The following is a 23,771-nucleotide window of genomic DNA, read 5'->3' as shown; positions in this document are numbered from 1 at the left end:
GTATTATCGACTAAAAACGCTTGGTTTTTGGTCGATTTTCAGTTAACAATAAATGACAGCTAGAAGTATTTTTGTTGACCAGCAATCTAAGCTCGGTTAAGGGCAAGACCACGAATGCCAGACCGCAAAATAATTATCATCAACCCAGTTAACATAAGCTAGGGAGAGCAGTATGAACCAGAGCCAAAGACCTAATAAAGCCGAATTAGTACAGATGTTTAGTGCCTTTATTAAGCCTGAGTATGTGATTAGCGACGAAGAAACCCAGCGGCCTTTTGAATGTGATGGCTTGTCTGTTTATTGCGATATGCCGTTAATAGTAGTGTTACCAGATACCGTCGAGCAGATACAGCAAGTGATGCGACTTTGCTATCGCTATCAGATTCCAGTGGTAGCTCGTGGTGCTGGCACTGGCCTTTGTGCTGGAGCGATGCCCAACCCTGATGGGGTGCTGCTAGTACTGTCTCGCTTTAAGCATATTCTCGGTATCGATCCCCTTGCCCGTAGCGCACGTTTGCAACCAGGCGTACGTAACTTAGCTATTAGCGAAGCTGCAAGCGCTTTTGGCTTGTACTATGGTCCAGACCCTTCTTCACAAATCGCTTGTACTATAGGTGGTAATGTGGCCGAAAACTCGGGCGGGGTCCATTGCCTTAAATATGGACTAACCGTTCATAACTTATTAAAAGTGGAAATGGTTACCGTTGAAGGCGATTTAATCACTATTGGTAGTGAAGGTCTGGACAGTAATGGCTTCGATCTGATGGCTCTGATTACTGGTTCTGAGGGACTATTAGGGATAGTTACTGAAGTCACCGTCAAGCTATTACCTAGCCCCGAAAAAGCGCAAGTGATTATGGCCGCTTTTGATAACGTGCAGACTGCAGGGGACGCCGTAGGTAGCGTAATTGCCAAAGGTATTATTCCAGCCGGACTTGAGATGATGGACAGCTTAGCTATTATAGCTGCCGAGGCTTTTGTACATGCCGGCTACCCTACTGAATCCAAAGCGCTGCTGCTATGCGAATTGGATGGTAGCGCCGCTGAAGTTGCTGAGCAAATAAATGAAGTCGAGCAGCTATTTATTGAGCTTGGTGCCACCTCAACTCGGGTGTCTCAAAGTGAGGCGGAGCGTGCTTTATTATGGAAAGGTCGTAAGTCAGCGTTTCCAGCGGTAGGACGAATATCAGCCGATTACTACTGCATGGATGGCACTATTCCCCGTAGCCAACTTGCCTATGTGCTAACTGAAATGCAAAAAATGTCAGAACACTATGGCTTACGAGTGGCCAACGTCTTTCATGCCGGCGATGGTAATTTGCACCCATTAATCTTATTCGATGCCAATGTACCAGGTGATTTTGAAAAGACCGAAGAGTTTGGCGGTCGTATACTAGAGCTATGCGTAGCTGTGGGGGGCTGTATTACTGGTGAACATGGCGTTGGCATAGAAAAGATTCGCCAGATGAGAGTACAGTTCAACGAGCAAGAGTTAATCCAGTTTCATGCTATCAAACATGCCTTCGATCCTATTGGCACTCTTAATCCGGGTAAAGGTATTCCTGTGCTTAAACATTGTCAAGAGTATCGAGCACTCGATAGAGATAAAAACGAGCCAGCGCATCAGCATCAATCACAGGGAGCGCCAGCATGAGTGATATCAGTCAGCAGCTAATAGAGCAAGTCAAACAAGCTAGTGCTAATCGCACTGCGTTAACCATCACTGGCGGTGGCAGTAAGGATTTTATGGGTCGTCAGTCTCAAGGTGAGCCACTTAGTCTAGCTGGACATAGCGGTATTGTCAGCTACGAGCCGATTGAGCTAGTGCTTACGGCGCGTGCAGGTACACCGTTAGTGGAGATTAATGCCGCTTTAGCTGAGCATAACCAACGACTGGCATTTGAGCCGCCTACCTTTGATGGACGAGCTACTTTAGGCGGTACCTTAGCTTGCCATTCATCCGGCCCAGGACGACCTTGGAACGGCTCAGTAAGAGATCATGTCTTAGGTATTCGCTTAATCAATGGCCGTGCAGAAGAGCTGCGCTTTGGCGGGCAAGTGATGAAAAACGTCGCCGGATATGATGTGTCACGCCTGCAGGCTGGGGCTATGGGTACTTTAGGGGTTATTAGTGAGGTCAGTCTAAAAGTGATGCCTAAGCCCGCCGCTACTGTAACCCTTAAGCGCGAAATAGATGCTGCCCAAGCCATTACCGAGATGAATCGCTTGGCAGGTCAATCTAAGCCGCTAACAGCAGCTTGTTGGATTGACGGCCAGTTATATTTACGCTTAGAAGGGGCAAGCAGTGCCGTTGCCAGTACTGTTAGTCAATGGCAGGGCACTGAACTAGAAGACAGCGATGATCTATGGACTCAGTTACGTGAGCAACAATTGAGTTACTTCGCTGGTGACAAGCCTTTATGGCGGTTTTCAGTTAATAGTAATGCCGAGCACCTATTGGCCAAGGAAGATTGGCTAATTGATTGGGGTGGCAGTCAGCGTTGGCTGCGTGGGGATTTTGTAGCTGCCGAGTTAAAAGCATTAGCTAACCGTGCTGGTGGGCAAGTCAGTGTCTATCGGGGTGGTGATCGCTTGCAAGAGGTCTTTCATACTCAGCCTGAAGCACTGCGTAAGCTACACCAGCGCCTAAAACAAGCCTTCGATCCGAGTGGTATTTTTAACCCCGGTCGTCTCTATAGTTGGATGTAATAAATTAACCTACTCGTTAAGTGTAATAGCTAAATAGCATAAGAGGACATCATGCGTACCCAAATTAATGTGAAGTACCTAGAGCATCCAGATATCCAACAAGCCGACTCTATTTTGCGTAGCTGCGTACACTGTGGATTTTGTAATGCCACTTGCCCTACTTATCAAGAGCTAGGCGATGAGCGCGATGGTCCCCGTGGACGTATTTATTTGATCAAACAAATGCTAGAAACTGGTGAGGTCAGTGAAAAAACCCAGACCCATTTAGATCGCTGTTTAAGCTGCCGTAGTTGCGAGACTACTTGTCCTTCTGGGGTGAAATACGGTCGCTTAGCTGAAATAGGTCGTGACATTATGGAAGATCAGCTGCCGCGACCGATGGATCAAAAGGCGCTGCGTTGGCTGATTCGTAAAGTTCTGCCCTACCCCAACCGCTTTGGGTTCTTTCTGCGAATTGGTCAGATGCTGCGAGCATTCTTGCCCCGTAGTTTAAAAACCAAAGTACCAGAGCGACAGCTTAAGCTGTCCTTACCCGTACAACAGCACACTCGCCAAATGTTAGTATTAGCAGGCTGCGCTCAACCTGTAGCCACTCCGAACACCAATATTGTAGCCGCACGAGTGCTAGATAAATTAGGCATCAGCTTACTCACTGCCCCTGAAGCTGGCTGCTGCGGTGCGGTGAGTTATCATCTGTCCGCTCATGAAGAAGGGCTGGCCTTTATGCGCCGTAATATTGACGCTTGGTGGCCTTATATTGAGGCAGGAGTAGAAGCCATTGTCATCAGCGCTTCTGGCTGCGGCTCGATGGTCAAAGAGTATGGCGAAAAACTAAGCCACGACAGTGCTTATGCTGCCAAAGCACAGCGAGTAGGCGAGCTGGCCAAAGATCTAGGCGAGGTATTAGTAAAAGAAGATTTAAGCCAGCTGCAGTTACAAGGCTTAGGCCGTAAAACAGCCGTACACTGCCCTTGCTCACTGCAACATGCTCAGCAGTTAGGCGGCTTAGTCGAGCAAATTTTGCAGCAAGCCGGTGTTGAGCTGACCCGCACCCAAAATGGACATTTATGCTGCGGTTCTGCCGGTACTTACTCGATCCTACAGCCTGAGATGAGCCAGCAACTACTCTCTAATAAGTTACGAGACTTGACTGTTGGCAATCCTGAGCAGATAGTCACTGCTAATATTGGTTGTCAGCTACACTTAGGCACGAAGTCTTCGGTACCAGTGAAGCACTGGATTGAATTGTTAGATCCGCAGTAGGGCTTCCTAGATAAGCTATCGTTGCTATTTAAGCCCTCGATATTATGATGATAGCGAGGGTTTTTTTGTAACTAGTACTAACAAAAGCTATCACGGCAATTAACTAAAGGCTTTCAAGATTCGCTATTAGGCATTGATCTAACCATTTTTATATCTACTATTTTACTGCCCTTATACCATTCTTCGCTACTGTGTGCACTAGCTACAAAGCCATGCTGTTGATAAAAACTGCTAGCCTTAACGTTAGTTGCTAGTACCCATAAATACAGCTTAGCTCGACTATTAGCCGCTAGGATATGGTCTAAAGCGCTGTTCATTAATTGGCTACCAATGCCTTGGCCTTGATAGTCAGGTAAGATGTATAGAGTGGTTATTTCCCACTCACTATCTTTGTTAAAACAACTGATAAACCCTACGCCATGCTCACAATCTTCATCATTTTTATCTTGAGCTACCCAAGTGCTCGCTTCAGGATGCGCTATGACTTTTTGCCACATCTCCACTTTGGCTGCTAAGCTATCTTGCTCCTTGATATAAGCGCTTGGCAACAGCTCGCCATAAGCAGCACTCCAGCTAACTAACTGTACTTTGGCAATAGCAAGACTATCGCTGCTATTTGCTTGGCGAATAGTAAACATTTTTTACTCCCAGTGTTATTGACTACTCTCTATCATCGTTAAAAACAGTTTATCAACATTAGCTTACTATCAAATCACTAATGGACTACTAGCCGTAAAGCAGATAATAGACATCACTATTACTCTAGCAGCAAAGTCGCCTTGGCCAATTCACTACCTGCACTACCTCAACGTCATATCGGTACTAATATTCAGGCTGATACTTAAGCTGATACTTAAGCTAATACTTAGGCTGACTCTTAAGCTAAGATTGAGCTTGCTGATCTGACACTGTGCGCCTTGAATTGGTGGCTGTTAGGCGCAAATAATGCTATTATTAGCCGCTAAGATTAAGTCCGTTATCGAGCAACATCAATCAGAACGACTAAGGGTATTATTAGCGTATGGCGGTCTTTACAGACAGCTAAAACACTGATAAATAGCCTTTATTTGCAGTTAGTGTAAAACTGATAGCAGTCATTAACTTTAGCCTTTTTTAACCCTTTAGCAAGAGTATTCTATGGCATTTGTACACCTTGGCATTCACAGTGAATATTCGATTACCGATTCTATCGTACGTATCAAGCCATTAGTCAAAGCGGCAGCCGCCGATAATCAGCTAGCATTAGCCTTGACTGATTTATCAAACTTGTATGCGACTGTTAAATTCTATCGCGCTTGCTTGAGTGCTGGTATTAAGCCGATCATTGGTAGCGAAATCATTATGGACGATGAAGAGTCGCGTCTAGTGCTATTAGCGATGAACGATGAAGGCTATCAGAATATTACTCGCATTGTATCCTCAGGTTTTACTGAAGGTCGTGCTGACCCTGCCAATCACGGCACCCCTATTGTTAAACGTAGTGAGGTTATCAAGTACGCTGCTGGGGTCATCGTGCTGTTTACCGAAAAGTCAGATGTCGGACAAGCTTTAGTAGGCTCCATGCCAGAAAGAGCGGATGAGCTATTAATAGACTGGCAAGCGGCGTTTGCTGATCGCTTGTATTTTGCGATTAAACGGACTAACCGTAGCGGTGAAGATGCTTTTATCCAAGCGACTATTCATGCTGGTGCTAAACATCATATTCCTATTATTGCCCATAATGATGTGCGCTTTTTAGAGCAAGATGACTTCGATGCCCATGAAGCTCGTGTCTGTATCGCTGGCTCTTATGTGTTGGCCGACCTTAATCGCCCGCAGACTTATTCAGATGAGCAGTATCTAAAGACGCAAGAGCAAATGCAGCAGTTATTTGCAGATATTCCGCAAGTGATTGACAATACTTTGCAGTTAGCGACTCGCTGTAACGTGACGCTAGTATTAGGCATTAACGTACTCCCTGAGTTTCCAGTGCCTGAAGGCGAGACTACTGAATCTTTTTTTAGAGCTGAATCGCAGCGTGGTCTTACTCAGCGCTTAGCTAAGCTGTTCCCAGTTGAGGCCCGCAGTGATACTTGGGATAATATTAAACAAAAATACGATGAGCGCTTAGAATATGAGCTGGATGTCATTTTATCGATGGGCTTCCCGGGTTATTTCTTGATCGTTATGGACTTTATTCGTTGGGCAAAAGCCAATGGTGTCCCAGTAGGCCCCGGCCGAGGTTCCGGTGCTGGCTCGTTAGTGGCGTATGCGCTGAATATTACCGATCTTGATCCGATCCATTACGATTTATTATTCGAGCGCTTTTTGAATCCTGAACGGGTATCTATGCCCGATTTCGATATTGACTTTTGTATTGATGGGCGTGATCGAGTGATTGATTATGTCGCTCAAACTTATGGTCGTGACGCGGTTTCGCAGATCATTACTTTCGGTACTATGGCGGCCAAAGCGGTAGTTCGTGATGTGGCACGGGCGCAAAGTAAGTCCTATTTTCTAGCCAGCAAAATGTCCAAGCTAATACCTAAAACCCCAGGTATCACTCTCAGTCAAGCTTTAGAGCAAGAGCCACAGCTAAAAGATCTTATCTCCAATCCAGACAATATGGATTATGAAGACGCTATTGAAATTTGGGAAATGGCCATTAAGCTTGAAGGTATCTGCCGTAACGTTGGTAAGCATGCTGGTGGGGTCCTTATTGCGCCAAATAAAATAACCGATTTTAGCGCTATCTACTGTGATGATGACGGATCACGGGTTAGCCAATTCGATAAAGATGATGTTGAGGCTGTAGGCTTAGTAAAATTCGACTTTTTAGGGCTACGTAACTTAACAGTAATCGACGCTGCTGTTAAGAATATTAACAAGCGCCGAGTCAATGAAGGCTTAGAGGAGCTGATCCTAGAGGACTTGCCGCTAGATGACAGTAAAGCTTACAAACTACTGCAAGATGCCAAAACTACGGCCGTATTCCAGTTAGAAAGTATGGGCATGAAAAAGTACTTAGCTAAATTGCAGCCGACTAACATCGAAGACGTGATCGCCATGTGTGCGCTTTATCGTCCCGGCCCACTAGATGCCGGTATGGTTGACATGTATATTGATCGTAAGCATGGCCGCGAAGAGGTCATCTATGATCACCCTAATCTAGAGCCTATTTTAGAGAATACTAACGGCGTTATCGTCTATCAAGAACAAGTAATGCAGATATCGCAAGTCATGGCCGGCTATAGCTTAGGCGGTGCTGATATGTTACGCCGAGCGATGGGTAAGAAAAAACCTGAAGAGATGGCCAAGCAGCGTGATATCTTCTTAACGGGCGCCACCGCACAAGGTATCGATGAGGTGACCTCAGGTGGGGTGTTTGACCTAATGGAGAAGTTTGCCGGCTACGGTTTTAACCGCTCGCATTCTGCTGCTTATGGGGTGCTGGCTTATCAGACTGCTTATCTCAAGCAATACTACCCTGCCGAGTTTATGGCAGCGGTATTGACTTCAGATATGAACAACACTGACAACGTAGTGTTCTTTATCAATGACTGCCGCGAGAACTTCAATCTTACTGTAGTTAACCCTTCGGTTAACCGTAGTGAATGGCACTTTGTTGCTGATACTCCGACCAACATTATTTATGGTTTAGGCGCTATCAAAGGCGTTGGTGAAGGGGCAGTTGACTCTATTGTGGAAGCTCGCCGCCGCGAGGGTTATTTTAAAGATTTGTATGATTTTTGCCGACGAGTTGATATCAAAAAAGTTAATAAGCGTACCCTTGAAGCTTTAGTAAGTGCTGGCTGTTTTGATGATTTTGCAGCGACCTTACGCCCAGACTTGCCAGCAGAGGAAGCCTACGAGATTCGAGGGGCGCTGATGAGTCAATTGCCTAGCGCCGTACAAGCAGCTGAACAGGATCGCCAGAATCGTGAGATCGGCATGATGGATCTGTTCGGTGAGATGGATGGCGTAGTCGCCGCCCCACCGTTAGTGATGACCAGCGATCTAATCTGGGGCGATAAGCACCGACTAAAAGCTGAAAAAAACACTTTAGGACTGTACTTAACTGGTCATCCTATAAATGAGTATTTAGAAGAGCTTAAGCACTACACTTCAGGGTTACGCTTAAACAAGCTAACGGATACTGGCTATAACGGTAGCTGCTACTTTGCTGGGTTGGTCATCGATATGGCAAACTTCGGTAATCGTAATGTGATTACTTTAGATGATGGTACTTCAAGATTAGAAGTCAGCTGCTATGCCGAGCGCTTCAATCGAGTCAAAGAGCAACTAAAAGTGGATGAAGTAGTGATCATAAAAGGCAGTATACGTGAGCGTGATGGACGCCTATTCGCCCGTCTTGATAACGCCATGACTATGATCGATGCCCGCTTACGCTGGTTAAAAAAAATCAGTATAAAAATTCATGGTAATGATCTTGAGTTATTGACACAGTTACAACCATTACTAAAAGCCTCGCAAGCGAGTATCATTCCAGCGCCACGCTTAGCTTATGACCAAGATCAAGAGGATCAGGCTAATACCTTCTTTGATCCATCTTTAGGTGGTAGCGTATACGATGAAGCTGGTAACGACTTGATGGCACAAGCGCCAAATCCAGCGCAAGGTAATCACGAATTATCTGAACCTAACTTTGCCACTAACGATGCTCCGATCAATGATAACTGCACTATGCTCGGCTTGAGCGTCTACGCTGATTATGGCATTGCCAATGTGGCATTGTCTGAGCATTGGCGGGTATATCCTAATGATGACAATTTGCAGAAGCTCAAGGAGCTGATTAGTGAAGATAATTTGCACTTTCATTATAGTTAATAGCCTTTAAATGACTATCGAATAATGACTAGTTAAACCGCTGTCGACCTATAGTTAAATAATGGCTAAATATTAAATCTGTTGTAGCCCTCATCAGCCCTTAATAAGTAACCGATGATACTGCTGCTAGTAGCACAGTATTATCAATGACTCTGTTTTATTATACTTGCCTATGTTTTATTTTAAATTGACTATACTAAAAGAGTTTATTAGCCGCTAGTTGTTAGCTATTAGTTATTTTTTAAGGTGGTATACCATGTTCGAGTCTCAACTTAGCAATGCCTTTAATAAGCCTTTAGTAGAGGATCAACTGCTAGCAGATAGCTATCAGCTCCTAGATGAGGAGCAGTTTGCAGATATGCGTGAGCTACTTGAAGAGGACTTCGCCGACTTGCTGCGGACTTATTTTATAGACAGTCTGCAACGTATTAAGCTTATGCATTTAGCGCAAGCTAGTAATGACAATGCTGATGGTTTTGAGGCGGCTCATGCGCTAAAAGGAGCCAGTGCTACATTAGGCGCTAAGCGGTTAGAGTTATTGTGTGGTCAGCTACAACAGCTTTGTCGTGAGCAGAAACTTGGTGAGCAAGCCGCCCTTATCGAGCAAATATCAGTAGCCTTGCGAGATACTGAACAAGAAATTAACCACCGTTTGGGTTTGTAATACTTATGATTAGTACTCCTGTAGCAGCTATCCCCTCATCTACGTTCACAGTTAGCGACTATCTGTCTTGCTTGCAAGTGGTAATGGTCAATACCACATTACCAGCTAATATCGGCTCAGCAGCACGAGCCATGCATACTATGGGTTTATCTCGACTGACGGTCGTTGATCCTAAGCTCCCGATTGATGAGACTAGTATCTCTCACGCCGCAGGTGGTAGTAAGATCTTAGCAGCAGCCACTATTACTAGCACTTTAGAGGCTGCTATTAGCGATTGTCAGTTGGTTTTTGCTGCTAGTAGTCGCAGTCGACACTTACCACGGCCTGTAGTGACACCTAGCCAAGCGGCTAAAATCATGCTGGACTTTATAGATAAGCAAAAGGCTATCGATCACTCTGTAAGTAGTCAGCAAACAGACCTCAGTACCGTTAAGCCAAACATCGCCATTTTATTTGGTCGTGAGGATCGTGGTCTAACCAACGAAGAGCTGGCTTACGCTGACTATCATATTCAGATTGATGCTAACCCAGAATACCCAGTACTCAATGTCGCTTCTGCAGTACAAGTCATTGCTAGCTTTATCTTTACTTACATTCAGAGTCATGTTAATAATAGCAGCCATCACAGCGCTTGTAACGCTGAAGCAGCTGCGCTAGACGATCAGTCAAAACAGCCCATGCTAGATACTTATATACGCCAGCAATGGGATGAGCCTGCCATTACTCAACAGCAGTTACAGCAGCTGACTCAGAGTACCACTGAGCTTATGGTTGCGCATGGTCTTGCTAATAGCGATCATTTGAGATCACTACCCTCACGCTTATCTCGTTTAGGTTCACGTATTCAACTTGATCAAAAAGAGTATCAACTACTAAGTGCCTTGATGGCAAAACTTCTAAAAGGCTAGCGCTTATATAAGCTAAGGCTTGCCAAGTTTTTGATCAGCACTGTTAAGGGTTGATATTGTCAGTATGGCCGGTTAATACTGGCGGCACTGTGCAATTGTTAGCTTACTAGCAGTTGTACCTCATTTAATAATAAAACGGAGTTAACTATGAAGTGGACAGTCTATTTATCTGGAGAAATTCACAGCGACTGGCGTCAAAAAATTATGCAAGGTGCTAAAGAACATGGCCTCAATATTGATTTCACCTCAGCGGTGACTGAACACGAAGCTAGCGATGCTGCTGGTGATGTATTGGGTAAAGACGAGAACTCGTTCTGGCGCGATCATAAGTCATCAAAGGTTAATTCTATTCGTACCAAAAACTTAATCCAAAAATGTGATATTGCTATCATTCGTTTTGGTGATAAATACAAGCAGTGGAATGCAGCATTCGACGCTGGCTGTTGCGCAGCTCTAGGCAAGCCTTATATTACCTTGCATGCTGAGGATATCATCCATCCGCTAAAAGAAGTTGATGCAGCCGCAATGGCATGGGCGCAAACCCCTGAGCAAGTGGTTGAACTGCTAAAATATACTACTAGTGATCACTAAAAAGTAGCGCATGCTGTTTGTCAGTTAAGCTTTAGTATCCCTGACAAGCAGCAACTGCCTTTAGCTGCAAGCTAAGTATAAAATAAGTATAAAAATAGCCGACAAAACTACAATGTTTTTGACTCTTCGATCCTAGCATAAGCAACTACACTACTAAGTTTTTACCTCCTTGGGCATAGAGCTTGGCGTAATTAATAGCTAGCAACCCTACCTATTTATTATACAACCAACAGACCTCTACCCTGATTTTCACTTTGTACCACTCTTCCATTGCTGCTAATTAATAATTCATAGCTGTATTTAATGATGCAAAGCTGCTATAACTAAAAAAACTGTAATCAAAAATACGATAGGACGCGTTATGTTATCGCCAACCGCCTTGTTCAAATCATTTGCTCGCATAAAAAAAGATCTCAAAGAAGATATCGATGCAGTATTTACTCGCGATCCTGCTGCACGCAATAGCTTGGAGGTAGTACTTACCTACCCTGGTATTCACGCGCTGATTCTGCATCGCAGTGCCCATTATTTATGGCAACATGATCATAAGCTCTCTGCTCGGGTCATCTCCTACGGCTCACGCATTCTAACTAGTATTGAAATTCACCCGGCTGCCAAAATCGGCAAGCGCTTCTTTATCGATCATGGCGTCGGCGTAGTGATCGGTGAGACTGCTGAGATTGGCAATGATGTCACCTTATACCATGGCGTCACTTTAGGGGGAGTTTCATGGAATAATGGTAAACGTCATCCCACTTTAGAAGATGGGGTCATCGTCGGTGCTGGGGCAAAAGTATTAGGACCATTCACGGTCGGTAAAGGCGCTAAAATTGGCTCGAATGCGGTAGTAGTCAAGCCAGTGCCTGCTGGCGCCACTATGGTTGGCAGTGCTGCAAGAATGATATCTGAGCATCATGACGAAAAGGGTAATCCTATCGTCAAAAAGGGTAATGATATCAAGCAACAAGAAGCTGCTGCCCAAGTGAATACTACCGAAGATAATGCTCAAGATGCTAGTAGCGATCAAACGCAAGCTCGGCATCAAAGCGCAGCACGAGCCACTACTTTTCAAGCTTATGGTATCGATCAATCTTCACAAGACCCAGTGGCCGAAGCTTTTGCGAAGATGCTTGAGCATATCCAACAGTCTGAGAACCGTCTTGATCAGCTGCAAGATGCTATGTGCAAGATTGATCCGAACTTCTGCAAAAAAGAATATGACAAGCTGTGCTTGCAGGATTTAGATGTGATCGGTCAAAGCGATATGGCGGCAGCCGATGCTAAGCAGAAGTAACTTGAACGTTTATAAGAGGCTGGGCTAAATGCTCAGCCTATTTTTTTGCTATTGATAAAATACCTATTAATGTGACTATTAACGCTGGTTGCTAAAGCTAGTTGCTAAAGCTACTCAGTAAAGCTAGTAGCTCTACAACCTTTGCCTATACTCTAACTAGGAAATACCATGTCTGGTTATCAAAACCGCCTACAAGATAAAGTGATTATTATTACTGGGGCTGCTCAAGGTATGGGGGCAACTCATGCCCGTTTATGCATTGCAGCAGGGGCTAAAGTCGTATTGACCGACCAACAAGCAGATAAGGGTCAACAGTTAGCCGATGAGTTGGGGAACAACGCTTTATTTATTAAGCACGATGTTACTAATGAGCAGGACTGGGCCCAAGTTATCCTTAAAACCGAAGAGACCTTTGGAGCCATTAATGTACTAGTAAACAACGCTGGTATTACCAGCTCTAAATCTATCTTAGACACTTCACTTGATGACTACCGCCGCATTATTGATATCAATCAAGTCTCTGTATTTTTAGGTATGAAAGCTGTCATCCCCTCAATGCAAAAAACCAAGCAAGACTCGATCATCAACATCTCATCTATCAATGGCTTAGTTGGCGGTGCCATTGGCTATACCGACTCGAAGTTCGCCGTACGTGGTATGACTAAAGCAGTTGCTTTGGAGTGTGCGCCTTTTGGTATCCGTGTCAACTCAGTACATCCAGGGGTAATTGCGACACCTATGATTATGCAAGGAGATACCAAAGCAGCTGTAGAAGCTTTTGCCAAAACTATTCCCATGCAGCGCGTCGCAGAGCCGGAAGAAGTGAGTGGCATAGTACTGTTTTTAGCTTCAGATGATTCAAGCTATGCTACTGGCTCAGAGTTTATCATTGACGGTGGTATCACTGCGCGCTGACCAAATAACTCGATAGCTTTTAACATCACCTAGTGCTGGGCTAAAAGCCTAGCCTACAACGACTAAAAGTAGCTCTGTGTCGTTATTCAAACAAATATTACCCTCATTAATCATTTATTTAGTCACTTATGAGGGTTTATAAGATATAGTCGAAGCTAGCAACACTTATAAAATACAAATTCATATGCGTAATATTAAGGATGATACGATGCTCAAATTTGGAAGCGCCTTACTGCTGGCTGCTGGTCTGATTTTAACCCCTCTAACCCAAGCGATAGCTGCTGAGCGTCAAAGTATTGCTGTATTAATTCCCGGCAAACATAATGACAACGGCTTTATGCAATCTGCCTATCGGGGTTATGAGAAGATTAAGAATGAGCTGGATGTTGATGCCAGTTATGTCTCTAATATATCTGCAACTTCAGATCCAGTACTGTTAACTGACGCTATGCGTAAACTGGCTCAACAAGGCCCTGACATGATTATCGCTCATGGCGGTCAGTGTAATGGTCCGGCAGAAACAGTGAGTAAAGAGTTTCCCGATATCAAATTTGTAGTCATTCAAGGTCATGTACAAGGAAACAATCTGTCGAGCTATGTCGTACGCCAAGAAGATTCAGCTTGGTTAGCAGGTGCCCTCGCCGGCCTGACCACCAAATCTAATATTGTTGGTCATATCTCTGGTGCTTGGCCTAAGCCCGGCTTGATGGGTCGTGCTGCCTTTTACGATGGTCTAAAATACGTAAATCCTAATGCCAAGTTTCTGACGTGGTTCACCGGCGACTTAGATAATACTGATATCAATTCAGCAGCAGCCTCAGCAGAGATTTATAAAGGGGCAGATGTTATTTACACTATGCTCAATGCGGGTCGTCAAGGCGTGATTGATGAAATCAAAACTCATGACGGCACAGTGCGTCACATCGGTAATGTATCTGACTGGACTCAAGTGGATGATAGTTTTGTCGGCTCAGCGGTAGCCGATGCTAGCGTTGCTATTCTTAATGCGGCGCAAGATCTAACGACAGGTAAATGGCAACCTAATCAAATACAAGAAATCGGTCTAGGTCAAGGGGACGTAGTTAAGTTGGCTTTGGCTGATGATGTATCGCCGCAAGTAAAAGCAAAATTAGACGCTTTGGCTGCTAAAATTGTCAGTGGTGATATTAGTATTTCGACCACTTACAGCGGTAAAGAATTTAACCCAGCTACCGGCAACCTTGTCGATCAGTCGTTTAAAGAAACTTTGAAAAATTTTAAAAACTAGTTATAGGACGCCCCTAACTTATGGACTATCGCGGATAGTCTATAAGCTCACCACAGCCAACTCTTCAATTCCTGCACGCTCATGCGCTTTAAAAGGGTAACGATCTAAGACCACTATCCAGTCATCAGCATCATTTTCTATCTGGACTAATAAAATATCAATGTCCATCGTCACTTGCCGTATAGCTGATGCTGGGTGTTGACGACACCTATTACAATCATCTTCGAGCTGTTTAAATACCTGCTGTAATTTGTGCAAACTCATCGGCAAGCTTAGAATTAGATAAACACACTGATTGATATAATCGGGTTTTGCTTGCTGCAAACTGGCGGTAAAATCAGGATTTTGCAAAGCACTAGACAGTTTTATCTTACCGAGTTCGGCAAGATTTTTACCAATGGTCATTAAATGCTGTTCAGAGTCATGATTGCTACCCAACGCTAACAATACTGCGGTCACTGTCTGCATTTGCAGCTGCTCAGACGACTGTCCTTTTAGTTTAGCTGGCGTTAATTGTAATGCTAAATCTAAAGACGCTTGGTCTATATCTTTATGCATCAGCAGACTTATCATCAGCAGACTTATGGACAGCCGTCTCATTTTCAGTGCTTTGGTCTTCAGCAGCTTTTGCATAGCGGGTAATCTGCACCCCAACTGCGTCTGCTTGTTGTATAGCGGTAGGCTTAGCGACACTTAAAGTAATTTTTTGACAGTCATAGCGGGCGAACAGCCTAGCTACCAGTTGCGCAGCTAAGTGTTCAAGCAACTGGGCTTTGATTTCTTGACACCAAATCGTGACATCATCGCAGACCTCTTTATAGCTCAAAGCATCTTTTACCTCATCTGAGAGCGCCGCATTACGAATATCTGTCTCTAAGGCAATATCGATCAAGATTGGCTGATCAATAGTGCGCTCCCAATCAAAAACTCCTATCACTGCTTCTACTTTTAAACCTTTTACAAACACCACATCAGCTTCAGTATGGAACATATTTTTATCCTTATTAGTGACTTACTAACTTTTATCTTATTATGCTTTTATAGGGCTTCATTATTTAAGGCTGCTGTTTTTGACAGTTTACTTGGGCGATGACGCCACAAATCAATGCTGAATAATAACAGACCTAACCAAATTAGACCAAATACCGCTAAGCGATGTAAATCAAACGCTTCTTTATAATAGAATACTGCTAAGAAGAAGATAAAGGTCGGGGTCAGATAGTTCATAAAACTGAGAATACTGTAAGCCACTTGCTTAGTGGATTTATTAAACAATAATAAGGGTATTAAAGTAATCGGACCTGCCAGCATTAATAGCCAAATATTGGAGCTGAACCAAAAGCTGAGTTGACTGCTCGCTACATCGGCCTGCCAAAACCACCATAAGCATATAGGCAATAGCATAGTAGTCTCAACAAACATAGCATCGACAGCCGTCAGTGGCGTTTGGCGCTGAATAGTACCGTAAGTACTAAAGCTAAAGGCTAAGATCAACGATATCCAAGGCACACTGCCGAGCATGACGACTTGAATCACTACTGATAACAGCGCAAAGCCAATAGCTACCCATTGCAGAGTACGCATACGCTCTTTGAATAAAATCATCGATAGCGCGACCCCAACTAATGGCCCGATGAAATATCCCAGACTGGCTTCTAGTATCTGATCGTTATTGACTGCCCATACATAAGTGAGCCAGTTGATGGCAATAATTATTCCGGATACAAAAGTAAGCGCAATCCATTTTGGATTTTGCTTTAACACGGCAATCCATTGCCAGCGCTTAGTGACCACCAATACTACTAGCAGACAAAGGAACGTCCAAACAATACGATGACCGATAATCTCAGTAGCGTTATAAGCAGCCAATTGCTTGAAGTATAAAGGGAAGGCGCCCCAAATAGAAAAAGCGATTAGCGCAGTGATTATGCCACGTTGAGTGGTCTTGATAGGAACAACTGGTTTTTTGACAACATTTTGGGTGGTCATAATAAAAAACAACTTTTTAGAGCAAAGCGCGCATCTGATTCAAAAAATGATTAAGAATCAGCTATAAAAACGCTGGATTACTGTTGGTGAAATGGAAAATAAAAAGTAATGTGCTAACGCCAACATAGACATCAACACATTGCTAACAAAGATATTACGGTTCCAGCCATACTCAATAATTAATACTTAATGGCTGACAGGGCTGTTATTTATTGGCACTGTTATTAGTACTGACATTGGTACTGACATTAGTGCTGTTATTAGTACTGTTGTCAGCAAATCAATCAGCGTCAGTAACAGTATCAGCACCCCTATCTACTTCGACTGCCATACCGATTTGGTTGGCAAGCTCAGCGAAACCTGGGAAGCTAGTGTTAACGGTCTCCACCCCTTCGATGACGATCTGTTTAGAGGCACGCAAGCTAGCAACCGTAAAGCTCATAGCGATACGATGGTCGTGATGTGAGGTAATATGACCACCACCAAATACTGGATGGCTATTATTTACCACTTGACTGTCACTGCCCTCTACCCCTTGCCCTTCAATGATCAGACCATCTTCGGTAACTGTGCAATCAATACCAAGAGTTTGTAATCCTTCTGCCATCACCGCAATGCGATCTGACTCTTTGACTCTTAGCTCTTTGGCACCAGTCAACACGGTACGACCTTGAGCACAACTAGCAGCAATGAATAATACTGGGAACTCATCGATAGCCAACGGCACTAGCGACTCTGGTATCTCAATGCCAACTAGATTAGAGCTACGAATAGTGATGTCAGCCACTGGCTCACCACCAACGTGAGTCTCATTACTCAAGCTGATATCAGCATTCATGAGCTTAAGAATATCGATAATACCAGTACGAGTTGGATTGATACCTACTTGGGTCAAGGTCAGGGTACTACCTTGGCTGATAGCTGCTGCCACCATAAAGAACGCTGCCGAGGAGATATCTGCAGGTACTGCAATATCACCACCTATAAGCTTACCACCGCCTTCAACACTAATGCTATTGCCTTGTACTTTTACCTCATAGCCAAACGCTGCTAGCATACGCTCAGTATGGTCACGGCTGACCTCTGGCTGAGTAACCGTAGTCGTTCCTTGCGCCCATAGTCCTGCTAGCAATAAGCAAGATTTGATCTGCGCTGAAGCTACTGGCAGGTTATATTCAATGCCTTGTAACGGCTTACCAACGGTAGCGCGACCGGTGATGCTCAATGGCGAAGTGCCGCTAGTACCAGTGCTTTGCACTACTGCACCCATCTGGCGTAATGGCGCAGCTACACGCTCCATTGGACGCTTATTTAGGCTAGTATCACCAGTCAATACACTATCGAAGCTTTGTGCTGCTAGAATACCTGCTAGCAGGCGCATACTAGTGCCAGAGTTGCCCATGTAGATAGGAGTTTTGCTAGGCTTTAAGCCATTCATACCAACGCCATGGATAGTCAACTTGCCTTTGTCAGGCCCTTCAATAGTGACCCCCATATCGCGAAAGGCTTGCAAAGTGGCTAGAGCGTCTTCGCCTTCTAGAAAGCCAGTAACTTGGGTGACGCCTTCAGCAAGGCTACCTAGCATAATACTGCGATGAGAGATGGACTTATCACCAGGAATGGCGATAGTACCAGTGACGGTATGACTGGGCGAGATAATGTAAGATGCTGACATGGTAGAGATATCCGTATAAGGAGTGCTGGCTAACATATGGCCAAAATGTCGCCGTGCGGCTTGCGCGCGGCCCAAAAGTCCCATCAGGGCGGTTGAATCTTTATCGATAATAAGCTGACGTATATTGTTCAGATAACTACTGTATTCATCAAGAGCACTGACTATCGAAGTTTGATTGGCAAAGAATATATCGTGCCACATCTTAGGATCGCTGGCGGCAATACGAGTAAAGTCACGAAAGCCTCCTGCAGCGTAGCGAAACATATTTAAATTGTCATCATGACTAGCCAATTGGTCGACTAGATTGAACGCTAATAAATGCGGCAAATGACTAGTATGCGCCAGTATCGAATCATGGTGTTCAGCATCCATAGCCATTACTGTCGCGCCAATAGCCTCCCACAGCTGTCGTAGCTTAAAGATGGCTGTACGACTAGTCGTTGGTAGCTCACAGATAATGACGCTGTGATTGACGAATAAATCGCTGCGCCGAGCATGATATCCTGAATTCTCAGCACCCGCAATCGGATGCGCAGGCACTAAACCTATAGGCAATGAGGCAAATACGCTTTGAGCGGCCTCGACCACATTGAGCTTAGTAGAGCACACATCACTGATGATACAATCAGCTGCCAATCGACCGCTGTCTATCAGCGCTTTTATATCGATAAATACCGCTGATACCGCTTGTACTGGTATGGCAATGATGATCAAATCGCTACCAGATGCCACTGCACTTAACTCAGTACTGCCAGCATCTAGCAGTCCTTGCTCTATGGCTTCAGTCAGACTGAGCTGGTCTCTATCGACTGCTACTATTCGTGCGCTCAGCTGCTGGTCTCTTATCGCTTGCGCCACACTAGCACCAATCAAACCTAAACCTATAATGCATACTTGTTGAAACATAGGCGCATTGTCTAGCTGGCGTTTTTTATTGACTAGCGCCGCAACCGCTATGGACGGCTTATCATTATTGTTCTGTAGGTTGTGCTCAATGTGGTTATTAATACTATGCTGACTGTTCACGGTTGTTCCCGTTATTCAAACTCACCTCTGTAAGCTTAGTTATAAGTTCAACTATCTGTTTATTGAAAGGTTAAGTAGTAAGTATAAATGGCAGTAAAAAGCTACCGCCAGCAAAACCCTAGGCGTTATCTTGTAATCAAGAATTAATAACTAATCACTAAGATAAAAAGTCTTGCCAGCTAGTAGTCATTGTATTAGCGAATTAATCGTTAATCAATATAGACCGCAAGGTATCAATCAGACGGGTGTTATCTTCGGCTAAACCGACGGTAATACGCAACCAGTTCTCCAAGCCATAGCCTAGTAGCGGACGCACAATAACACCTTGCTCGAGCAAAGCTTGGTTGATAACGGCGGCATCTTCTATTTCTACCATGATAAAATTGGCATGCGATTTAACAAAGCCTAAGCCTAACGCATCGAATTGTTTTTTTAGCCAACGCATCTGCCCATCATTGATTCGGCGTACTTCTGTGATAAAATCCTGATCAGATAACGCGGCAGCAGCAGCGGCTAATCCCAAACGACTGACGTTAAAGGGTTGGCGAATACGGTTCAATAAATCTGCTACTGCTGCTGAGCTAAGTGCATAACCAATACGTAATCCTGCCAGCCCGTAAGCTTTAGAAAAAGTACGCACGATAATCACATTATCGAACTCATCTAATAGCGCTCTATTATTACTTTCAGGGCTATATTCGATATAAGCCTCATCTAATACTACTAGTACTGAGGTCGGCAAGCTGGCAACAAACTGGTACAGCTCATCACGATCTAGCTGAGTACCAGTAGGGTTGTTAGGATTTGCAATGAACACAACTTTAGTATTGGGATTGTCTTCTACCGCCTGAAGCATAGCTTTTAGATCATGACCGAAACGCTGTGCTGGCACTTCAATACCAGTTGCGCCCTGCATTTTAGCCAACATTGAATACACCACAAAGGCATATTGACTATAGACAATAGCGTCATTAGTACCGACGAAACTGCGTGCTAAAATATCGAGCAAATCGTTAGAACCATTACCCAAAGTAATGCATTCAATAGCAACGTTATTAAAATCGGACAATGCTTGCTTGAGATAGTAGCCATTGCCATCTGGATAACGCGCCAGCTGAGATAATTGCTCAGTAATCGCTAACGTCACGTAAGGCGAGCAGCCAGTCGGATTCTCATTACTGGCAAGCTTTACCACATCTGAGACCCCATATTCACGTGTCAACTCTTCAACGGGCTTACCCGTTTGATAAGCTGCCAGCTCTAGAATACTGTCATAAGCGGGCGCTGGACGTGTTGAGGGCTGATCAAAATCTTTCGAGGACTGCATAAGTTATCCTTAGATAGTATATCCATCTATGACTGGCTATTGATTACTAGCATTATTTATTATCTTTTCCAGTATTTCGCTGTTCTAAACTAGCGCTTATAGCACCGCCTTTGGATAGGAGCCTAAGATACGCACATCTTTTACTAAGGGGCGAATATCAGCGATAGCGGCACTCACGTTAGGGTCTTGAATATGACCATCCATATCAATGAAGAACACATAAGCCCATTTATTCGGACGCTCAGGACGAGTCTCGATACTAGTCATCGATACCCCATGATACGATAACGGCTTCAATATTTCGATCAGCGCCCCAGCTTTGTCATGAGCTGATACTACGATAGAAGTCTTATCTTGCCCAGAGGGAGCAATCGACTCGTGACCAATGATTAAGAAGCGAGTAGTGTTGCTAGGGTTGTCTTCAATGTTGGCATACAACTTATGTAAGTCGTACTCTGCTGCGGCAACATCGCCAGCGATAGCGGCTGAATGCCATTCATTTTTTAGACGTCGGGCCGCTTCACCATTACTAGAAACTGCGACACGCTCGACATTAGGATAATTGACATCTAACCAATGACGACACTGCGCCAGCGACTGCTGATGTGAATAAATACGGCTAATACCATCAACTTTGGTATGCTCAGCAACTAAAAAGTTCTGATGAATAGGTAACTCGACTTCACCAATTATCTTTAGAGTTGAGGATAAGAAGCCATCCAAAGTATGATTGACTACGCCTTCAGAAGAGTTCTCAACGGGTACTACCCCGTACATAGCTGTGCCCGCTTCTACTTCGCGAAAGACGTCAGTAATAGTACTAAGGGGCAAAGTATCAGCCGCTTTGCCAAAGTGCTTTAGAGCAGCGGCGTGGGTAAAGGTTCCTAAAGGCCCTAAAAAGGCAATACGCTGCGGCGCTTCTAAATCGAGACAGACCGACATAATCTCTCGAAACAAACGAGCCATTTTTTCATCAGCTATTGGGCCGACATTACGCGCCATTACCGCCTTTAATACTTGCGCTTCACGCTCAGGACGATAAAAAATAGGATCACGAGCTAAAGGGTCATCGCTGTTAGCAACTTGAGATTTTTTGACGGTCGCTACTTGTTGAGCCAGCTTTGCACGATCATTAATCAACGTATGAATTTCACAGTCTACCGCATCAATATCTTGGCGCAGACGATTAAGAACCATTTGCTCAGTTGAAATATAGTTAGAGTCTTCAACGCTTGGATTTGAATTATTATTTTGCTCTGCTGACTGCTCGCTCATTAGCGCATATCCTTTATTATTTCTGTTAACGATTATTAGCTTGCAAGAGACTACTGTGTTTAGCTATTAGCAGATAATCACCTGACCTTAAAGCATAACTTACTTGTCGCCCCTACTATAACAAAAACTGTGCATAGTGCCCACGGGTAAATAGGCTAAATGCGGTAAACAGCTTAAAATCAGACGCTTTAGCGCTCAGTATTCTATTGGTAGATAAATTAAAGTCTAAACTATGTTAAAGTTTCAAACTATTGCCTGTCAAAGTAATTTTTCTAACAGCGCAAACTTAATAGCAAGCAAAAAAGCAACACTGCTAAAACACTGAATTAATTATACGTTAAGGATTCCCAATGAGCGCACTACAGCAGCTTCGCACTATGACTACTATTGTTGCTGATACTGGCGATATTGCCGCTATTGCACGCCTAAAACCTATCGACGCTACTACCAATCCCAGCTTGATTACCAAAGCACTGCTGCAGCCTGATAACCATGCAATGCTAGCAGATATGATGAATCGTCATCAGGGTGATGTCGATGCAGTTATTGAGGCGCTAACCATTCAAATTGGTTGCGATATTCTGCAGTTGATCGAAGGGCGAGTATCCACTGAGGTGGATGCTAGACTCTCTTATGATACTCAGGCTACTATCAACAAAGCTTTGGATTTTATGGCCGCTTATGATAGAGCCGGTATCGACTCTGAACGAGTATTGATTAAAATGGCGGCGACTTGGCAAGGTATTGAGGCGGCGCGTTATCTGGAGACCCAAAATATCCATTGCAATTTGACTTTGCTCTTTGGGCAACATCAAGCGATTGCTTGTGCTGATGCTGGAGTGACTTTGATATCGCCATTTGTTGGCCGTATTCTAGACTGGCAAAAACGCCAACAGAATCGTCAAAATGTCCCCGCTTCTGATGATATGGGCGTACAGTCGGTCAAGCTTATCTATCAATATTACAAACAGCATGGCTACAAAACTCAAGTTATGGGCGCCAGCTTCCGTTCTGCTGAGCAAATTCTAGCGCTAGCCGGTTGTGACTTATTGACTATCGCACCGAACTTAATCGATGAGCTAGCAGCAATGGATATTGAGGTTAGTCGTCAGCTATCCCCTACTATGTCAACTGATATGGCTATTATGAATAAGGTAAGCTTGACCCATGAACAGTTCAGTCAAGCCTATCAGCAAGACAAAGTCACCCAAGACTTATTACCCAAAGGTATCGATGGTTTTATCAGTGCACGCGATGAGTTGGCGCAGACTTTAGCGGCTATTCGCTAGTTAATCAGTATGGACTTTAACTATAAGCTAAACTGGTTTTGTTTTAAATAAGAAAACGCCCCTATTGATTTAGCTAAAAGTATTTATAAAGTCTGCATTTATCCTTTATTTAGCCTGTCCTTAGTCTATATTTCAACTATGATTAGCTGATTATAGAATAACTATAAACTGTCTTTATCAGCCATTATTTCATCTTAATGTAGTTACCGCATGATAAGCTCAATAAAATAGTAATTTTAATCCACTATAAGCAAAACTTAATACCTATTTTGCTAACCAATGTATTATTATACTCAAGTAATACTTACTCACAGGACTGAACTATTGATTTGGTTCTGTTTTAATTAATAAGGATGTTCCATGCTAAATTCTAAAACCAAAAAACAACCACAAGAAGTTTTTATCCATATCGTTCACAGTAAGCGCCTAAAGCCTTTAAAGAAGCAGCCAGCGGTTGAGTGTGTCCAAGCAACAGGCCACATTGATCAACATTATCTAGCTGAGCTAGCGGGTTCTGAAGAGTATATCTCAATCGCCTTTTGCTATAAAAACTATAACGAAGAAGCCAATCCACGCTTGAGTGAAAACGAGAGCTGTGCGGTAATCAGTGTAGCCAAAGCCAAAGAGTTATTACATACTGAAGTTCTAGCCGAAGAAGCTTTGAGCGCGGTAAGTATCATTTTGTTCAGCGCTGTATCACAGACTTTTGGTGGGTTCTTGACCGATGGCGAAACCAACAAGCGTTATGTACT

The 23,771-nt window shown here is 44.0% G+C and carries 19 protein-coding genes; 12 read left to right on the top strand and 7 right to left on the bottom strand.

Annotation, left to right across the window (positions count from 1 at the left end; all coding sequences use genetic code 11):
* The first annotated feature begins 172 nt into the window (after positions 1-172).
* From KZA12_RS12185 to glcF, 3 genes are read left to right on the top strand one after another with little or no spacing between them, the layout of a single operon-like run.
* Complete coding sequence (locus KZA12_RS12185) at positions 173-1,654, top strand: FAD-linked oxidase C-terminal domain-containing protein (RefSeq protein WP_201622861.1); 1,482 nt, start codon at positions 173-175, stop codon at positions 1,652-1,654.
* A complete protein-coding gene (glcE, locus tag KZA12_RS12180; RefSeq protein WP_218690399.1) occupies positions 1,651-2,709 on the top strand; it encodes a glycolate oxidase subunit GlcE in 1,059 nt (352 codons plus the stop codon). The genes KZA12_RS12185 and glcE overlap by 4 nt, the downstream gene beginning before the upstream one ends.
* 51 nt (positions 2,710-2,760) lie before the next feature.
* Positions 2,761-3,972, top strand: coding sequence for a glycolate oxidase subunit GlcF (gene glcF, locus KZA12_RS12175; RefSeq protein ID WP_216580552.1), 1,212 nt, complete (start codon positions 2,761-2,763; stop codon positions 3,970-3,972).
* A gap of 113 nt (positions 3,973-4,085) precedes the next feature.
* Here glcF and KZA12_RS12170 read toward each other — a convergent pair whose 3' ends face one another.
* On the bottom strand, positions 4,086-4,610 hold the full coding sequence (locus tag KZA12_RS12170; RefSeq protein ID WP_218690398.1) for a GNAT family N-acetyltransferase: 525 nt from the start codon (positions 4,608-4,610) through the stop codon (positions 4,086-4,088).
* A gap of 499 nt (positions 4,611-5,109) precedes the next feature.
* Here KZA12_RS12170 and dnaE point away from each other — a divergent pair, with 499 nt between their 5' ends.
* The 7 genes from dnaE to KZA12_RS12135 all read left to right on the top strand — a co-directional run bounded on the left by dnaE (position 5,110) and on the right by KZA12_RS12135 (position 14,438).
* The gene (gene dnaE / locus KZA12_RS12165) at positions 5,110-8,799 is read left to right on the top strand and encodes a DNA polymerase III subunit alpha (protein WP_218690397.1); all 3,690 of its coding nucleotides are present in this window, start codon (positions 5,110-5,112) and stop codon (positions 8,797-8,799) included.
* A gap of 256 nt (positions 8,800-9,055) precedes the next feature.
* Positions 9,056-9,463, top strand: coding sequence for an Hpt domain-containing protein (locus tag KZA12_RS12160; protein ID WP_201622856.1), 408 nt, complete (start codon positions 9,056-9,058; stop codon positions 9,461-9,463).
* 5 nt (positions 9,464-9,468) lie between these two features.
* Positions 9,469-10,371 (top strand): RNA methyltransferase, encoded by a 903-nt coding sequence (locus KZA12_RS12155; RefSeq protein WP_218690396.1) that lies wholly within the window; start codon positions 9,469-9,471, stop codon positions 10,369-10,371.
* Between the two features lie 147 nt (positions 10,372-10,518).
* Positions 10,519-10,962 carry a YtoQ family protein gene (locus KZA12_RS12150; RefSeq protein WP_201622854.1) on the top strand — a complete coding sequence of 148 codons (444 nt, stop codon included), beginning with the start codon at positions 10,519-10,521 and terminating at the stop codon, positions 10,960-10,962.
* Between the two features lie 361 nt (positions 10,963-11,323).
* Entirely contained in the window at positions 11,324-12,256 is a 933-nt protein-coding gene (gene cysE / locus KZA12_RS12145) for a serine O-acetyltransferase (protein WP_201622853.1), read from the top strand.
* A 168-nt stretch (positions 12,257-12,424) separates the two neighbouring features.
* Positions 12,425-13,171: a glucose 1-dehydrogenase gene (locus KZA12_RS12140; protein WP_218690395.1), complete on the top strand. Its 747-nt coding sequence runs from the start codon at positions 12,425-12,427 to the stop codon at positions 13,169-13,171.
* A gap of 208 nt (positions 13,172-13,379) precedes the next feature.
* Positions 13,380-14,438, top strand: coding sequence for a BMP family protein (locus tag KZA12_RS12135; RefSeq protein ID WP_218690394.1), 1,059 nt, complete (start codon positions 13,380-13,382; stop codon positions 14,436-14,438).
* 39 nt (positions 14,439-14,477) lie between these two features.
* On the opposite strand, the gene KZA12_RS12130 is transcribed toward KZA12_RS12135, so the two are convergent.
* The 6 genes from KZA12_RS12130 to pheA form a co-directional block, all read right to left on the bottom strand.
* Entirely contained in the window at positions 14,478-14,996 is a 519-nt protein-coding gene (locus KZA12_RS12130; RefSeq protein WP_218690393.1) for a 2-amino-4-hydroxy-6-hydroxymethyldihydropteridine diphosphokinase, read from the bottom strand.
* Positions 14,989-15,429, bottom strand: a complete 441-nt coding sequence (folB, locus tag KZA12_RS12125; protein WP_218690392.1) for a dihydroneopterin aldolase — start codon at positions 15,427-15,429, stop codon at positions 14,989-14,991. The genes KZA12_RS12130 and folB overlap by 8 nt, the downstream gene beginning before the upstream one ends.
* 47 nt (positions 15,430-15,476) lie before the next feature.
* On the bottom strand, positions 15,477-16,427 hold the full coding sequence (gene rarD, locus KZA12_RS12120) for an EamA family transporter RarD (protein WP_218690391.1): 951 nt from the start codon (positions 16,425-16,427) through the stop codon (positions 15,477-15,479).
* A 280-nt stretch (positions 16,428-16,707) separates the two neighbouring features.
* Positions 16,708-19,008: a bifunctional prephenate dehydrogenase/3-phosphoshikimate 1-carboxyvinyltransferase gene (locus KZA12_RS12115; RefSeq protein ID WP_218690410.1), complete on the bottom strand. Its 2,301-nt coding sequence runs from the start codon at positions 19,006-19,008 to the stop codon at positions 16,708-16,710.
* A gap of 322 nt (positions 19,009-19,330) precedes the next feature.
* Positions 19,331-20,455: a histidinol-phosphate transaminase gene (gene hisC / locus KZA12_RS12110; protein WP_218690390.1), complete on the bottom strand. Its 1,125-nt coding sequence runs from the start codon at positions 20,453-20,455 to the stop codon at positions 19,331-19,333.
* Positions 20,456-20,551: 96 nt separating this feature from the next.
* Positions 20,552-21,652, bottom strand: a complete 1,101-nt coding sequence (pheA, locus tag KZA12_RS12105) for a prephenate dehydratase (protein ID WP_227677212.1) — start codon at positions 21,650-21,652, stop codon at positions 20,552-20,554.
* Between the two features lie 428 nt (positions 21,653-22,080).
* On the opposite strand from pheA, the gene KZA12_RS12100 reads away from it, so the two are divergent.
* Together KZA12_RS12100 and KZA12_RS12095 are read left to right on the top strand one after the other, a co-directional pair.
* Positions 22,081-23,019 carry a transaldolase gene (locus tag KZA12_RS12100; RefSeq protein ID WP_218690388.1) on the top strand — a complete coding sequence of 313 codons (939 nt, stop codon included), beginning with the start codon at positions 22,081-22,083 and terminating at the stop codon, positions 23,017-23,019.
* 360 nt (positions 23,020-23,379) lie between these two features.
* On the top strand, positions 23,380-23,771 hold a 392-nt coding region (locus tag KZA12_RS12095), incomplete at its 3' end, for a hypothetical protein (RefSeq protein ID WP_256932958.1).

The sequence above is a fragment of the Psychrobacter sp. BF1 genome, assembly GCF_019279065.1.
Classification (GTDB): Bacteria; Pseudomonadota; Gammaproteobacteria; order Pseudomonadales; family Moraxellaceae; genus Psychrobacter; species Psychrobacter urativorans.
The sequence above is the reverse complement of the archived record's forward strand: the minus strand, read 5'-3'. Positions and strand labels throughout refer to the sequence as shown.

Bases quoted from the DNA above. Each gene is read 5' to 3' on its own strand.
- KZA12_RS12185 (WP_201622861.1), top strand. From the start codon at position 173: ATGAACCAGAGCCAAAGACCTAATAAAGCCGAATTAGTACAGATGTTT.
- glcE (WP_218690399.1), top strand. From the start codon at position 1,651: ATGAGTGATATCAGTCAGCAGCTAATAGAGCAAGTCAAACAAGCTAGT.
- glcF (WP_216580552.1), top strand. From the start codon at position 2,761: ATGCGTACCCAAATTAATGTGAAGTACCTAGAGCATCCAGATATCCAA.
- KZA12_RS12170 (WP_218690398.1), bottom strand. From the start codon at position 4,610: ATGTTTACTATTCGCCAAGCAAATAGCAGCGATAGTCTTGCTATTGCC.
- dnaE (WP_218690397.1), top strand. From the start codon at position 5,110: ATGGCATTTGTACACCTTGGCATTCACAGTGAATATTCGATTACCGAT.
- KZA12_RS12160 (WP_201622856.1), top strand. From the start codon at position 9,056: ATGTTCGAGTCTCAACTTAGCAATGCCTTTAATAAGCCTTTAGTAGAG.
- KZA12_RS12155 (WP_218690396.1), top strand. From the start codon at position 9,469: ATGATTAGTACTCCTGTAGCAGCTATCCCCTCATCTACGTTCACAGTT.
- KZA12_RS12150 (WP_201622854.1), top strand. From the start codon at position 10,519: ATGAAGTGGACAGTCTATTTATCTGGAGAAATTCACAGCGACTGGCGT.
- cysE (WP_201622853.1), top strand. From the start codon at position 11,324: ATGTTATCGCCAACCGCCTTGTTCAAATCATTTGCTCGCATAAAAAAA.
- KZA12_RS12140 (WP_218690395.1), top strand. From the start codon at position 12,425: ATGTCTGGTTATCAAAACCGCCTACAAGATAAAGTGATTATTATTACT.
- KZA12_RS12135 (WP_218690394.1), top strand. From the start codon at position 13,380: ATGCTCAAATTTGGAAGCGCCTTACTGCTGGCTGCTGGTCTGATTTTA.
- KZA12_RS12130 (WP_218690393.1), bottom strand. From the start codon at position 14,996: ATGCATAAAGATATAGACCAAGCGTCTTTAGATTTAGCATTACAATTA.
- folB (WP_218690392.1), bottom strand. From the start codon at position 15,429: ATGTTCCATACTGAAGCTGATGTGGTGTTTGTAAAAGGTTTAAAAGTA.
- rarD (WP_218690391.1), bottom strand. From the start codon at position 16,427: ATGACCACCCAAAATGTTGTCAAAAAACCAGTTGTTCCTATCAAGACC.
- KZA12_RS12115 (WP_218690410.1), bottom strand. From the start codon at position 19,008: ATGTTTCAACAAGTATGCATTATAGGTTTAGGTTTGATTGGTGCTAGT.
- hisC (WP_218690390.1), bottom strand. From the start codon at position 20,455: ATGCAGTCCTCGAAAGATTTTGATCAGCCCTCAACACGTCCAGCGCCC.
- pheA (WP_227677212.1), bottom strand. From the start codon at position 21,652: ATGGTTCTTAATCGTCTGCGCCAAGATATTGATGCGGTAGACTGTGAA.
- KZA12_RS12100 (WP_218690388.1), top strand. From the start codon at position 22,081: ATGAGCGCACTACAGCAGCTTCGCACTATGACTACTATTGTTGCTGAT.